General features: G+C 45.9%; 12 protein-coding genes. 10 read left to right on the top strand and 2 right to left on the bottom strand.

Annotation, left to right across the window (positions count from 1 at the left end):
* Positions 1 to 43: 43 nt before the first annotated feature.
* The 10 genes from ACQQ6X_RS04360 (at position 44) to ACQQ6X_RS04315 (ending at position 12433) form a co-directional block, all read left to right on the top strand.
* Entirely contained in the window at positions 44 to 802 is a 759-nt protein-coding gene (locus ACQQ6X_RS04360; RefSeq protein ID WP_430493533.1) for a CAP domain-containing protein, read from the top strand.
* A gap of 228 nt (positions 803 to 1030) precedes the next feature.
* Entirely contained in the window at positions 1031 to 1711 is a 681-nt protein-coding gene (locus ACQQ6X_RS04355; protein ID WP_064796459.1) for a TIGR00266 family protein, read from the top strand.
* Between the two features lie 173 nt (positions 1712 to 1884).
* On the top strand, positions 1885 to 2832 hold the full coding sequence (locus ACQQ6X_RS04350; RefSeq protein WP_305164371.1) for a GDSL-type esterase/lipase family protein: 948 nt from the start codon (positions 1885 to 1887) through the stop codon (positions 2830 to 2832).
* A complete protein-coding gene (locus tag ACQQ6X_RS04345; protein ID WP_305164370.1) occupies positions 2832 to 3908 on the top strand; it encodes an ABC transporter ATP-binding protein in 1077 nt (358 codons plus the stop codon). The genes ACQQ6X_RS04350 and ACQQ6X_RS04345 overlap by 1 nt, the downstream gene beginning before the upstream one ends.
* Positions 3901 to 4890, top strand: a complete 990-nt coding sequence (locus tag ACQQ6X_RS04340) for an ABC transporter permease (protein WP_305164369.1) — start codon at positions 3901 to 3903, stop codon at positions 4888 to 4890. Before ACQQ6X_RS04345 ends, ACQQ6X_RS04340 begins: the two co-directional genes overlap by 8 nt.
* 98 nt (positions 4891 to 4988) lie before the next feature.
* Positions 4989 to 6968 (top strand): DNA topoisomerase IV subunit B, encoded by a 1980-nt coding sequence (parE, locus tag ACQQ6X_RS04335; protein WP_305164368.1) that lies wholly within the window; start codon positions 4989 to 4991, stop codon positions 6966 to 6968.
* A gap of 22 nt (positions 6969 to 6990) precedes the next feature.
* Positions 6991 to 9453: a DNA gyrase subunit A gene (gene gyrA, locus ACQQ6X_RS04330; protein ID WP_305164367.1), complete on the top strand. Its 2463-nt coding sequence runs from the start codon at positions 6991 to 6993 to the stop codon at positions 9451 to 9453.
* A gap of 275 nt (positions 9454 to 9728) precedes the next feature.
* On the top strand, positions 9729 to 10199 hold the full coding sequence (locus ACQQ6X_RS04325) for a MarR family winged helix-turn-helix transcriptional regulator (RefSeq protein WP_063213403.1): 471 nt from the start codon (positions 9729 to 9731) through the stop codon (positions 10197 to 10199).
* 262 nt (positions 10200 to 10461) lie between these two features.
* Positions 10462 to 10947, top strand: coding sequence for a MarR family winged helix-turn-helix transcriptional regulator (locus tag ACQQ6X_RS04320; RefSeq protein WP_305164366.1), 486 nt, complete (start codon positions 10462 to 10464; stop codon positions 10945 to 10947).
* A complete protein-coding gene (locus ACQQ6X_RS04315) occupies positions 10931 to 12433 on the top strand; it encodes a DHA2 family efflux MFS transporter permease subunit (protein WP_305165053.1) in 1503 nt (500 codons plus the stop codon). Before ACQQ6X_RS04320 ends, ACQQ6X_RS04315 begins: the two co-directional genes overlap by 17 nt.
* A gap of 91 nt (positions 12434 to 12524) precedes the next feature.
* On the opposite strand, the gene ACQQ6X_RS04310 is transcribed toward ACQQ6X_RS04315, so the two are convergent.
* Together ACQQ6X_RS04310 and ACQQ6X_RS04305 are read right to left on the bottom strand one after the other, a co-directional pair.
* Entirely contained in the window at positions 12525 to 13271 is a 747-nt protein-coding gene (locus tag ACQQ6X_RS04310) for an RluA family pseudouridine synthase (protein ID WP_305164365.1), read from the bottom strand.
* A gap of 8 nt (positions 13272 to 13279) precedes the next feature.
* Positions 13280 to 14143, bottom strand: coding sequence for a class I SAM-dependent methyltransferase (locus ACQQ6X_RS04305; RefSeq protein ID WP_013371574.1), 864 nt, complete (start codon positions 14141 to 14143; stop codon positions 13280 to 13282).
* Positions 14144 to 14484: the final 341 nt, after the last annotated feature.

The raw sequence follows: 14484 nt of genomic DNA, 5'->3' as shown, positions 1-14484 counted from the left end.
AAAAGTTCACACCAAGGCACTTATACAACAAGGAGATGACGAAATGAAGAATATGTTGAAAAAAACACTGGTGATGGGAAGCCTAAGCGCCGTTTTATCCGCAGGATTCATCGTTCCGGCATCAGCTTCACCAGCTGACGATTTGTCTGCTCAATTACAACAATGGCTTCAAAATAACGGGTACACAGTCAATATGTCCAACGGGACAACGACAATAACGAAGACAGTCATTAAGGATTTTACTAATCCGGACAATGCGAATCCTTCTTCTGGCAAGCAAACGACGAATCAGGGTAGCCAAAATGCTTCAAATTCTGCTACCAAGCAACAGACACAAACACAAACACAAACACAAACACAAACACAAACACAAACACAAAACACCAACTCCGGCGCAGGTCAGTCTTCAGATTCTAATGCGCAACTCAGCAAGTCTCAATTTGCAGCCGAGGTTGTAAAGCTGGTAAACAACGAACGCAGCCAAAAAGGTCTGAAGCCTCTCACATCTAATGCAAAGCTCACAGAAGTAGCATTAGCGAAGGCGAAGGACATGAGCACGAATAATTACTTTTCCCATACCTCTCCGACGTATGGTTCACCATTTGATATGATGAAAAAATTTGGTGTAACTTATACGTATGCAGGTGAAAACATTGCAATGGGACAAAAAACACCACAAGAAGTAATGACTGCCTGGATGAATAGTCAGGGACATCGTGAAAATATTTTGAAGGCAGAATATACACAAATTGGTGTGGCTTACTACAATGGATATTGGGTACAAGAGTTCACACGTAACTAAGTTGATAGAAAAATGTTGCAAACGCCATTCGCTGTGTACCAACAGATTCTGATGTAACGCTAATGGTGAGACCCGCTGACAATGCTCAGCGGGTCTTTTGATATCGCTCATGTCTCTTCAGGCATAATCATTGTTTTATACCTGAAAAGACATAAGGGACATGGTTATAGTATGATAGGCAGTAAGCTGGATGGATAGCAGACTACTTTTGGAAAGCTAGGTGAACAAATGAGCTACGAAATCGTGCATGAAGGTGCCTTTGCTATGCTTAAGGTACGGCTAAACCCTGGAGAAACTATTAAAGCAGAAATGGGAGCGATGGTTTCCATGTCTTCCAGTGTAGATATAAAGGGGACGGTAGACGGTGGACTGTTACGTGGTTTAGGCAGAATGTTGAGCGGAGAAAAGTTCTTTTTTCAAGAGCTGAGGGCAGCCCGGGGACCTGCTGAAGTACTGCTAGCCCCCGCAAGCATAGGTGATGTACAAGCAGTGGAACTGGACGGGACATATAGGCTATTGGTCCAAAAGGACGGTTTTTTGGCCTGTACGGAAGGGATTGAGGTTAGTACCAAAATGCAAAACCTGATGAAAGGCTTATTTTCCGGTGAAGGTTTTTTTATTGTAGAAATCAGTGGTCGAGGTACTGTATTCCTGTCCTCTTATGGAGCCATTCACCCCATTTATATCGCGCCAGGAGAAGAGCGTATTATTGATAATGCTCATCTAGTGGCATGGCCGGATTATATGGATTATAGAATAGAAAAAGCATCCAAAGGCTGGTTGTCCAGCGTAACGAGTGGAGAAGCCCTTGTCTGTCGTTTTCGCGGTGAAGGAACAGTGCTGATCCAAAGCCGAAATCCGGGCAGTTTTGGACAATGGATCAGAAGTTTTATTCCTGATAGTAAATAGTTCCTTTCATTTCACTGCTGATAAGAGGGAAGGTTGTTGACACAAAAAAAGGATAAAAGGGTGGCAATTTGTCATCCTTTTTTAGTATGTTCGTGGAAAATGATGTGGGATTCCAAACGTTATGTTTCGCTTGAATCAGATCGGTTTATTTGCAAAATGACATAAGAAGCTTTATGTTTATTTCACTAAGCTATCAGGAGGGAACACGAGTGAATTCATCAAAATGGATTTGGCGGTCTGTCGGTTCCGTTTCCATTGCCGCCACACTGCTATTAATGTACGGATTTATTGCAGCAATACAAAGCATCACAGTTCCAGAGCCATTGGTAAGTAATCAGCCTGTACATTCCGGTTCATCGCAGACACAAACTGCACCATCGGCTACTGCTCAAGCGGGAGAGCTGCGCGTAGCTGCCATTGGAGATTCGCTAGCCAAAGGAACGGGGGATGACTCCGGAAGTGGTTTTGTGCGTCGGTCGGTGACTTTATTAAATGATCAGGAAGGACATAAGGCACAGCTCATCAATAATCTGGGGATTAATGGATTGACGACCCAAGGACTTTTAACCAAGCTGGATGAGCCAGGTGTGTCTTATGTACTGAAGAAAGCTAATGTGATTATAGTTTCCATTGGCGGAAATGATTTGTTCCAGGGCGCTCAGGCTGCCCAAACCGGAAAGGAGCCGCCTACACTCAGCGGTCTGCGCAAAGCCCTGCCTGATGCAGCCAAGCGTCTGCAAAAGGTACTGACAAAGCTAGGAAAAATCAATCCCCATGCTAAAATCATCTATGTTGGATTATATAATCCATTTAGTGACCTGAAGGAAATGAAAATTCCCGGTAATCTTGTGGTAACTGAATGGAATATGGCTGCCATGGCCATTACCAACCAAAATAGTAACATGACGCTGGTTCCGACATTCGATTTATTTCAGCAAAATTTGCCTGTCTATTTATCTTCTGATCATTTTCACCCAAACGGACAGGGCTACCAGGCCATCGCTGAGCGTATCGCACAAGGATTTGCTGTTACGGCCACGAAGGAATCTGATCATGTCGATCAAAAACAACAGTCTACAAGTAGCCAACCTGCAGAAGAGAAAAAGGGAGGGAATAAGTAATGAGCATCCAATCTGCTGACAAGACCGATGCTGTGGTAACCAAAGAATCGTCATCTATGGATGCAGCGTCCCGTCTTCATTCCTCCATTCAGGTTGGTAGCACAGACAGAGACAGCAGCAATAATGAAATCGTGCTCTCTGTTCAGCATGTTAAGAAACGCATTAAACGCAAAATGATCATTCATGATGTAACGTTCGATGTCCGCGCGGGTGAAATTTTCGGATTTCTCGGTCCCAATGGTGCTGGAAAAACGACGACTATTCGTATGCTAGTTGATTTAATTAAGCCTACGGAAGGGACAATTACCATATGCGGTCATAATGTAAATCGTGACCCTGAGCAGGCTTTACAGCATATTGGTTCTATTGTGGAAAATCCAGAGGTGTACAGCTACCTGACAGGATGGGAGAATTTAGAGCATTTTGCCCGGATGCAGCCTGGTGTAGATGAACAGCGTATTCGCGAAGTGGTTGAGTTGGTTCGGCTCGATCGTCGCATCCATGATAAGGTAAGTACATATTCACTAGGGATGCGTCAGCGCCTTGGTATAGCTCAAGCCTTGCTTGGCAGACCAAAGCTGCTCATTTTGGATGAACCGACGAACGGGCTAGACCCTAAGGGAATCAAAGAGATGAGAGCCTTTATTCGTTTGTTGGCGTCAGAAGGTATGGCTGTATTTGTTTCCAGCCATTTGCTCAGCGAGATCCAGTTGCTATGTGATCGTGTGGCAATTATAAGTCGAGGCAAGGTGCTAGCTGTTGGTGGGGTGCGGGAGCTGGTTGAAACCCACTCGCATATGGCCGTATGGCAGCTAGAACCTCGCGATCAGGGCCTTGCCCTATTGCAAAATTCTCCGTATGTGCAAATAATTACGAATGTCGATGAATTCATTGATGACAGTATTGTTGCAGCTAGCGGAGTCGATGCTATTTTTACAGAAATGGATGAAGAGCATATTGCGGAGCTGGTCGCACACATGACAGCTTCCGGTATTTCCGTTAAAGGTGTAACCAAAATCAATCCTACGCTGGAGCAACTATTCCTGAAAATGACGGAAGGTGAGATACTTGAATAATATTTTACCGCTCGTACAAAATGAAACCCTGAAAATTATCAAGAAGAAACGATTTTATGTCATTTTACTTGTTTTGCTGGTGCTTGTGCCGATTTTTACGTATGCTCAGATGAAAGTGGCACAAAACAATCGCGAAAAATTCGGCAATGATTGGCGGCTTGAACTACGTCAGGCCATTACCGATAACCAAAACTCGCTGGGCAGCGATAGGGTTCCAGAGGAATGGAAGACCTACCGCCGTGTCTTTGTGCAGCAGATGCAATATTATTTAGAAAATGACGTGAATCCTAACGAGCCGAATGGGGTCACTTTTACCAGAGAGTTTATGGATAATTCCATAAACCTGTTCGTTCCATTATTGATCATGGCCATTGCCTCGGACCTGGTTTCAGGAGAAAGGACGACAGGCACGATAAAGATGTTGCTGACTCGGCCAGTCAGGCGGTGGAAAATACTGCTGAGCAAGCTGCTGACACTGTATATGTTCGTATCGCTCATCATTTTGGCCTTATTTGTCATTAGTTATCTCATCTCAGGCCTTTTTTTTGGCTTTCGTGGTTTTAATGTCCCGGTATTTACCGGCTTTCAAATTGTGGGGTCGACGGTGAATATGTCTGCTGTCCATGCAATTCCACAATGGCATTATCTGATACTGCAAGCCGGATTGATCTGGTTTGTCAGTCTGGTCGTTGCTTCGTTAGCCTTTATGGTATCTGTTCTGGTGCGTAGTACAGCAGCAAGTATCGTGGTCATGATGGCTGCGCTTATTTCGGGCACTATCCTGACCAACATGGCTTCATCTTGGCAGAGCGCCAAATATTTATTTATGGTTAACCTGGGATTAACCGATTATTTATCTGGAAGCCCTGCCCCGATTGAGGGAATGACCCTTCCGTTTTCTTTAGCTGTACTAGGCATTTGGGGGGCTGCGGCATTGATTGTTTCATTCGCCGTCTTTACGAAACGGGATATATTGAATTAAAATGGACAAGGTAAAAGAAAACATCTGTTTGCATTTTTGGTGAAAACCATCAAGAATAAGGCAAAACACGGTTACGATTAGACAAAGGGGGAGCATGAATGGTCGACAAAATCGACTTGTCTGCGGGAGCTTCCGGTAAACAGAACGGAGCTTCAGAATATGGCGCGGACGACATTCAAGTGCTCGAAGGGCTTGTGGCAGTTCGCAAACGGCCGGGCATGTACATTGGGAGCACCAGTCCTTCGGGACTGCATCATTTGGTATGGGAAATTGTAGACAACGCGGTGGATGAACATCTTGCCAAGTTTTGCTCTCGCATTGATATCACAATGCATAAGGACGGCTCTATTACAGTATCAGACAACGGGCGCGGTATTCCTACGGGAATGCATAAAATGGGAATTCCTACGCCTCAAGTTGTATTCACCATTTTGCACGCCGGAGGTAAGTTTGGCGGTTCGGGATATAAAAAGTCCGGAGGTCTGCATGGGGTAGGTGCGTCTGTAACGAACGCTCTTTCGGAATGGCTTGAAGTGGAAATCTACCGGGACGGCAAGATTCACCGTCAGCGGTTCGAATATTGGCAGGACAAGAAGGGCGTGGAGCATGTCGGTGAACCGACCACAGGCCTTGAAGTGCTGGGCAATACTAACAAGACGGGCTCAAAAATTACATTTAAACCGGATATTCGCGTTTTTCAGGCAGGTATCCATTTTAACTACGACACACTGGCTGAGCGCCTTCAGGAAATTGCCTTTCTGAATTCCGGCCTTCGTATTCAGCTTAAAGACGAACGCAGTGGAAAGTCAGATGAATATTATTATGAGGGTGGAGCGAGTCAGTTTGTTGCTTTTTTGAATGAGGGCAAGGATGTACTGCATGATGTTATTCACTTTAATGCTGAGAAAGAGGACATTGAAGTGGAGATTGCTATCCAATACAATGCTGGCTACACAGAGACGATTGCTTCGTTCGTTAACTCCATTCCAACACGTGGCGGGGGAACGCATGAAACAGGCTTCAAAACCGCTTACACTCGTGTGATGAATGACTATGCACGCAAAACAGCGATGTTGAAGGAAAAGGATAAAAACCTGGAGGGTAACGATCTACGTGAGGGTATGATGGCTGTAATCAGTGTCAAGATGGCTGAGGTTGAATTTGTCGGTCAGACAAAAGATCAGCTGGGTAGTGCTTCGGCACGGAGTACAGTGGATGCCATCGTATCTGAACAGATGCAGCGTTTCTTGGAGGAAAATCCACAGATTGCGCAAACTTTGATTAAAAAGGCAGTTCAAGCGTCCAAAGCACGTGAAGCTGCGCGTAAGGCTCGGGACGAAATGCGTTCTGGCAAGAAGCGCAGTGAAAGCTCTAATTTGAATGGTAAGCTGTCCCCTGCGCAGTCTAAAGATTTTACACGTAATGAGTTATTTATCGTGGAAGGCGATTCGGCTGGAGGATCGGCCAAACAGGGTCGGGATTCCAAGATCCAGGCTATTTTACCGTTAAAGGGCAAGCCGATGAATCCGGAAAAGTCAAAGCTGGCGGATATTATGAAAAATGATGAGTACCGTGCTATTACGGCAGCGATTGGCGCGGGGGTAGGAACAGAGTTCTCACTGGAAGACAGCAATTATTCCAAAATCATCATTATGACCGATGCAGATACAGACGGCGCGCACATTCAAGTACTGTTGCTGACGTTCTTTTATCGGTACATGAAAGAACTCATTGATGCAGGACGCATATTTATTGCTCAGCCGCCATTGTATAAAATAACCCGCAAGTCGGGTAAGCTCGAAACGGTTCGTTATGCCTGGACTGACGAGCAGCTTGATAATTACCTAAAAGAATTTGGACGGAATTTTGAGCTTCAACGTTATAAAGGACTCGGGGAGATGAATCCTGATCAGTTATGGGAAACGACAATGAATCCCGAATCACGCACCCTGTTGCGCGTTCAGATTGAGGATGCTGCCAAAGCTGAACGCCGTGTGTCCACATTGATGGGTGACAAGGTAGATCCGCGTAAGCGCTGGATCGTGGAAAACGTGGATTTCACGGAATACGTAGAGTAGTGCTATTAAATGAGGTGTAGACATGAGCTTATCGGAGCAATTTTTGCCAGCTTATCTGGAGGAAATGGTCGGTGACCGCTTTGGCCGATATTCCAAATATATAATTCAGGATCGGGCAATACCTGATGTGCGGGACGGATTAAAGCCCGTGCAGCGCCGGATTCTGTACGCGATGTACGATTCGGGTAATACTCCGGAAAAAGCATATCGCAAATCCGCCAAAACCGTTGGGGACGTTATGGGTAATTACCATCCTCACGGTGATTCATCTATTTACGATGGTATGGTACGGATGGCACAGCCTTGGAAAATGAGCCACGTACTGGTGGATGGTCATGGCAACTGGGGTTCTCAGGATGATGATCCTGCAGCAGCTATGCGTTACACGGAGGCGCGCTTGTCTCCGATCGCAATGGAAATGCTGCGTGATATCGAAAAACGTACGGTTTTGTTCAAGGATAACTTTGATAATTCAGCCAAGGAACCTGTTGTGCTGCCATCACGTTATCCTAATCTGTTGGTAAACGGCTCAAGCGGGATTTCAGCAGGATTTGCAACTGAAATTCCAACGCACAGCTTGCGTGAGGTGATTGACGCCACCATTGCAGTGATGGAAAAGCCACAGATCGAGCTGGAAGAAATCATGACCTTTATTAAAGGCCCGGATTTTCCGACTGGTGGACTCATTATGGGTGGCGAAGGCATCAAGGATGCTTACAGAACAGGCAAAGGACGTATTTATATCCGTTCTAAAACGGAAATTCAGTCTTTGCGTGGGGGCAAGCAGCAACTGGTTATTACAGAGATTCCATACCAGGTTGTTAAATCCAGACTCGTAACCGCTATGGAAAATATCCGTCTGGAGAAAAAGGTAGAAGGGATTGCCGAGGTTCGTGACGAGAGTGGACGAAACGGCCTGCGTATTGTTGTCGAGCTGAAGAAGGAAGCCGATGCGGAAGGTATTTTGGCATATCTGCTGAAAAAAACCGATCTTCAGGTCGCTTATAATTTCAATATGGTAGCCATCGTAAACAAAGCGCCGCATCAGCTTGGGTTAAAATCCATTTTGGAAGCATATATTGCACACCAGCGCGAAGTTGTCACAAACCGTATCAAATTTGAACTGGAAAAGGCAGAGGACCGCGCGCATGTGCTGGAAGGCTTAGTCAAAGCGCTGAACATACTGGATGAGGTCATCGCGGCGATTAAAGCTTCCAAAAACCGTCAGGATGCACAAAATAATTTGCAATGGATGTTTGGCTTTAGTGAACGGCAGGCGGATTCCATTTTGACTCTGCAATTGTACCGTCTTACGAATCTTGAGATTACCACCCTCGAAAAAGAACTTGCGGACATTCAGAAAAAAATTACCCATTACCGTTCCATTCTGGAAAGTGACCGCAAGCTGATCAGTCTGATCCGCAAGGAGCTGCTGGAAATTCGTGAAAAGTACGGCATTGACCGTCGTTCGGAGATACAGGGCGAGGTAGAAGAGATTAAGGTAAATCTGGAGGTCATGGTTGCGGCAGAGGATGTGCTGCTGACCCTCTCAAAGGATGGCTATGTGAAACGTACGAGTATGCTTTCGTTCACTCGTTCTGGCGGGGAACGTTCCAACTCCGGTGTTAAAGAAGGGGACTACATAACCCAGTTCCTTGACGTGAATACACTTGACGTGCTGCTCGTCTTCACCCAGCGTGGACAATACTTTTTGCTACCTGTGCACCAGGTACCGGAGTATAAGTGGAAAGAGCCGGGCACTCCTATTGTCAATGTCATTTCGCTAGCGAAGGAAGATCGTATCGTAAGCGTTATTCCTATCAAAAACATGGAGGAAATCGGCAAAAGTCTGGTGTTTGTAACGAAGAAAGGGCAAGTCAAACGAACAGAACTTACGGAATATGCCACAAAGCGCTCCAGTGCTGTAGCAGCCTGCAAGGTGGCTGGCGACGATGAGATATTATCAGTAACGTTAAGCGACAATAGCAAGGATATTATGTTAATTACCCGTACGGGGATGAGCATACGCTTCAAGGAGCAAGAGGTTAATGCCATGGGCCGCGTTTCAGCGGGTGTCAAAGGTATACAACTGGCAGAAGGCGATGAGATTGTCGCAGCGCTATGGGTAGAAGAAGACGAAGGAGAGGTGCTGGTCTTGACCGAATCCGGTTACGGCAAGCGTACGCTTCTGCTGGATTATCCTTCTCAGGGAAGAGGCGGTAAAGGAATCAGCACCTTCGAATTCAAAGAAGGCAAGCGGGTGCGTTCGAACGGAACTCGAATCGTGGCTGCCTTCTATTGTCGTGAAGCTGTTCAATTATTTGTCATCACATCAGAAGGGCAGACGATGTCTTTCCTTTCGGAAAAAGCTCCTTTAACTGACCGCAAGGATACAGGCAAGCTGTTAGCTCCTGTGGAGAAGAAGGACGAAATTGTAAATGTGCTGCCGCGTAGTGAGCCCCAGAGTTCACAGGCAGTAGAATAATTATAAAGTCAAGCGTTTTTTAGCTCGAAAAAGAGAGGTCCTCACGTGCCATTCCGGCACGAATGAGGACCTTTTTGCCGTCATGCTGTCGAACCTTGACTTGCCTCCAAATCCGAAGTGAGACTTCCTTCCCCTTTTCATTTGATACTCCAAAAACGGCAGGAAACTAGGGGGAAATGGCGAAAATTTAATGTGATGAATTACAATTCGGACGGTGGCCGATACGTTAACTTTGATGCTTTTACTGACCCTGTTATTTAAAGGAGTGAGGCAAAATGCAAACGACCGAATTTGCAAAAATCTGGTCCAGAATGGCTAAGGATTACAAGGTTCATATGGAGCAGCAACTAGCCCCATCACTAACGGAGGCTCAACTCACGGTGCTGGAGGTTCTGAACGAATACGGCCGCATGAAGCCGTCTCAACTAATCCCATATCTCGCCACCACACCTGCGGCAGTTACGATGCTACTGGATCGGATGGAGCGGAATCGACTGGTCACCCGGTTCAGAGACGTAAAGGACCGTAGAATTGTATGGATTGTTATTTCAGATCAAGGCAGAGAAGAAGTGGAGCGCGGATTGCAAATCCGGGACGATTTTCTGGGTTCTGCACTAAACCGGATATCTCAGCACAATCAGAATTTGTTGGTTTATTTGTTGGGAAAAATTACAACGAAGACGAAAACGGTTGTATCAGCCAGTGAAGATGAGGGTATAAAGGAACAAATAGAGCGAGCGGAATAGTCAGACGAGTGGATACATGAAATGTAGCTGCTACACAGCAGATTAGCATCTAAGGTCAATAGAAGTGCGCGGATCAATACCGATCATGGTATCATGTCCGCGTTTTTTTGTGTTCTTTCATAGGTGGTGTTTATGGAAATGTTGACATTTATATAAGAGATGATAAAATAACAGTTATGAATAAATAACAATTCGTACACAAATAGTTAATAGTTTATGTATAAGGATAGCGAATTGGGTAATAGGAAGAAGGATGGTTCTAGTGAGTAACAGAGAGGAAGACAGACTTGAGGTGTATCGGATTATTCAATCAGTAAGGGAGGTTAACAAGACCATATTTTATGCTTTCTGGAATGAGGAGCAGCATCTGGATCTGACGGCGATTCAGCACATGGCTTTGGCGATTTTGAATAAACGCCCCAATATTGGGTTATCTGAGCTGGCAGAGATAGCTCATGTGGGAAGCAGTTCTATGAGCGGAGTAGTTGACCGCTTGACCAAAGCGGGATATATCGTCCGCGGACGGCATGAGCACGATCGCAGATCTCTAGTACTGACGCTAACGCCAGAAGGGAAAGACATTATGCAAAAGGTAGACGCCATGTGGATGGAGCGTGTCTTGCCTATTCTGGATATCCCGAAGGAGCAGTTGGAGATGGTCCTGGATATCCACAAACAAATGATCATGAAATTAACATCGAAGGGAATGAATCAACTTGAGCAGTCCTCAAATGACACTACCAGGTAATGTTCGCAGAGCCCCCATTGTGGCCGCTCTGTTGATTGGCGCCATTGTTGCGATACTAAACCAGACGTTAATAAGTGTAGCCTTACCGAAAATGATGAGTGATCTAAGTGTAGATGCCAATATAGCTCAATGGCTTAGCACAGGCTTTATGCTCGTGAACGGGGTATTGATCCCGGTGACCGCATTCTTGATTGCCCGTTTCTCCACTCGTACATTGTTTATGAGTGCAATGACTATTTTTTCAGTTGGGACATTGTTATGTGCTATAGCGCCAAGTTTTAGCATATTGCTGATCGGTCGGCTTATTCAGGCTGCGGGTGCAGGGATTATGATGCCTTTAATGATGGTCGTTATCTTGAACATCTACCCAATAGAGCAACGTGGCCGTGCAATGGGAACGCTGGGGCTTGCGATGGGGTTTGCTCCAGCCATTGGACCAACCTTATCCGGTTATATAGTCCAGCATTATGACTGGCGAGTATTATTCTGGATCATCCTGCCAATTTCAATAATTTCGATTGTGATTGGATTTATTTTTCTGAAAAATGTAACCGAGCAATCGAGGCCTAAGCTGGACATTCTCGGCGTCATTTTATCTACACTTGGTTTCGGTGGGCTGTTATACGGCTTTAGTGATGCTGGAACATCGGGCTGGGGAAGTGTTCCGGTCCTGTCTACGCTCATCGTTGGGACGATAGCACTTATTTTATTTATTGTCCGCCAACTGAAGGTAGATGAGCCTATGCTGGAGTTCCGTATCTTTAAATATGATGTTTACAGCTTGACGACAATCATTAATGTGATTGTGACGATGGCTTTGTATGCCGGCATGATATTGCTTCCGATTTACTTGCAAAATATTCGCGGTTTTACACCACTCCAGTCTGGTATGCTAATGTTACCGGGAGCAATTCTAATGGGGATTATGTCTCCTGTGACGGGGGCTATTTTTGACCGAATTGGGGCACGCTGGTTGTCTGTAATTGGGTTGTTGATTATGACTGTAACGACATGGGAATTTACACGTTTAACCGAATCAACCACTTATATGACACTGTTAATCAATTATACGGTACGGATGTTCGGCATGTCTTTGCTGATGATGCCGATCCAAACGGCCGGACTGAATCAGCTTCCGCAACGCTTGAATGCACATGGTACGGCGATGAGCAATACGCTGCGGATGATTTCCGGCTCAATTGGGACTGCTATTCTGGTGACGGTGATGTCTTCTCAGACCAGCAACCGTTTGACCACGATTGTCGCATCTGAGGGACTGAATGTTACGGACAAAGCAGCAATGCTGGCTGCAGGTAATCAAGCTACGATTTACGGTATTAACTCGGCTTTTATCATAGCAACACTATTGAGTGTGACAGCTTTAATTTTAGCGTTTTTTATCAAAAATACGAATGCTCAAAACGCTCGTTCTCGTCAACGACTGGCCAACAGCAAAAAGGGGAAGACGGTGGCTTCCTCATCATGAGCATGGATATCATTTAATTTGCTTTTGGGCAAAAAATAACCCGCACTGCATGTTTGTCTACATGCATGCGGGTTATTTGTGGTGAGTCTGCTCAATTTTCTGACGTAATCATATTTTCATAAAGCGACAAGGGCCACTCATTCCAAGGAAACTGGACGGGAGGTAGTGAGTGGAAGCTCATGGCCTCCTTGGTGACCGGATGCGGTGCTCCAGCGAGTAAGGACCAGAGGGCTAGCTGTTGACCGGGGCGGCTCAGATTGCCGCCATATTTTTGATCCCCATAGAGGGGACAGCCGATGGCCTGCATCTGTACGCGAATTTGGTGCGAGCGTCCGGTGTGCAGCTTAATTTCTACAAGACTAAGTCCAGCAGCTTGTCCGATCACGCGGTATTCCAAAATGGCTTCCTTAGCACCATCCGTGCCGGGTCTAACCGTTTTGACCGTGTTGGTACGGTTGTCCTTTAGCAGGTAATGGGTTAGACGTCCTTGGAGAGCCGTAGGAACGCCATTTAGAACAGCTGTATACAGCTTGTGAAAATGACGGCTCCGAACCGACTCCGACAGGCGAGAAGCAGCTTTGGACGTCTTAGCAAAAATCATGGCTCCGCCTACGGGGCGATCCAGCCTGTGGACTAAACCCAAAAAGACGTTACCAGGCTTATTGTGTCTGATTTTCAGATCTTCCTTAAGTAGAGACAGCAGATCAGGATCACCACTGGCATCCTCCTGTGTCGGAACATTGACAGGCTTTACAACCGCCAGGACATGATTGTCCTCATACAGAACAGGAATATTTGGTCGTACATGCCCGTGCCGGGTAAGTTCATCTTGATTCATAAGAGGAATTAAGCCTCCCAGCGTCCGAGAATACCACAAGGCAAATTCAAACCTGAGCGTGTGATCGGCAATCCGATTTCACCAGCGCTAATTTGGCCGCCATACTTTTGCTGCATTGTCATGCTCAGCATGTTGCGCAATACAGTAGGTGAAATGCCTGTCGTGTAGGAGTTGATCAGCATGAACAATGGTTGGTCTGAAATAATGCTCATGCAGGATTCGAGAAACGGATATAAGCTTTCTTCAAGCTTCCAGGTTTCTCCGTTAGGTCCGCGTCCGTAAGAAGGAGGGTCCATAATAATTGCATCATATCGGTTGCCCCGACGTTGTTCCCGTTGCACGAACTTGAATACATCGTCTGTAATAAAGCGTACCGGACGGTCAGCCAGGCCGGACAATTGGACGTTTTCCTTTGCCCACTGCACCATACCTTTGGCGGCATCCACGTGAACTACACTCGCTCCGGCATACGCTGCGGCAGTAGTGGCTCCTCCTGTGTAAGCAAACAGGTTTAATACGGAAATGGGTCTGCCTGCGCCTTTAATTTTATCCATCATCCAGCTCCAGTTGGCTGCCTGCTCTGGAAAAAGACCAGTATGCTTGAAGCTGGTCGGTTTAATGTGGAATTTAAGCGGTCCATAGCTAATCGTCCAGCGCTCAGGGATAGGCTTTTTCATATCCCATTGGCCGCCCCCGGAAGAGCTGCGATGATAATGCCCATGAACATTGCGCCATTCGGCTGTTTCCTGGGTCAACGGCCATATGATTTGCGGATCGGGTCGACGCAGGACAATATTGCCCCAACGTTCCAGCTTTTCACCGCCGCCTGTATCCATTACTTCGTAGTCTTTCCACTCTTGTGCTACATACATGTACAATCCATCCTTCAGCAGTCAATTCAGGATTTAGGCAGTAAGCTGCGTAAAATCCCCACATGGAGTCTATTGTACAACAAACCTTAGCAACAATCGAATGATTCCATGAATAAGTAAGGAGTCAGACGGAGCGAAAATATTTTTTTCCGATGCACTTGTAATTATAGCGCTTTCATATTAAAATGAAATCAATCCCACTTGTACGTACAACTGTTTAATTTTCGTTTTATTTATGAAAAACGGATTAGGTTGTACGTACATAATATTTTTACATTGAAGTTTTGCAGGAGCGTAGAGCTTCCCTATTGGAAGGCTACCTTACCATCTTATAGACTTTA

The organism is Paenibacillus ottowii, from assembly GCF_050516475.1.
Taxonomy (GTDB): Bacteria; Bacillota; Bacilli; order Paenibacillales; family Paenibacillaceae; genus Paenibacillus; species Paenibacillus ottowii.
This window is presented reverse-complemented; position numbering and strand designations above follow the sequence as displayed.

Coding starts and splice junctions, on each gene's coding strand:
- ACQQ6X_RS04360 (WP_430493533.1), top strand. CDS start 44: ATGAAGAATATGTTGAAAAAAACACTGGTGATGGGAAGCCTAAGCGCC.
- ACQQ6X_RS04355 (WP_064796459.1), top strand. CDS start 1,031: ATGAGCTACGAAATCGTGCATGAAGGTGCCTTTGCTATGCTTAAGGTA.
- ACQQ6X_RS04350 (WP_305164371.1), top strand. CDS start 1,885: ATGTTTATTTCACTAAGCTATCAGGAGGGAACACGAGTGAATTCATCA.
- ACQQ6X_RS04345 (WP_305164370.1), top strand. CDS start 2,832: ATGAGCATCCAATCTGCTGACAAGACCGATGCTGTGGTAACCAAAGAA.
- parE (WP_305164368.1), top strand. CDS start 4,989: ATGGTCGACAAAATCGACTTGTCTGCGGGAGCTTCCGGTAAACAGAAC.
- gyrA (WP_305164367.1), top strand. CDS start 6,991: ATGAGCTTATCGGAGCAATTTTTGCCAGCTTATCTGGAGGAAATGGTC.
- ACQQ6X_RS04325 (WP_063213403.1), top strand. CDS start 9,729: ATGCAAACGACCGAATTTGCAAAAATCTGGTCCAGAATGGCTAAGGAT.
- ACQQ6X_RS04315 (WP_305165053.1), top strand. CDS start 10,931: ATGACACTACCAGGTAATGTTCGCAGAGCCCCCATTGTGGCCGCTCTG.
- ACQQ6X_RS04310 (WP_305164365.1), bottom strand. CDS start 13,271: ATGAATCAAGATGAACTTACCCGGCACGGGCATGTACGACCAAATATT.
- ACQQ6X_RS04305 (WP_013371574.1), bottom strand. CDS start 14,143: ATGTATGTAGCACAAGAGTGGAAAGACTACGAAGTAATGGATACAGGC.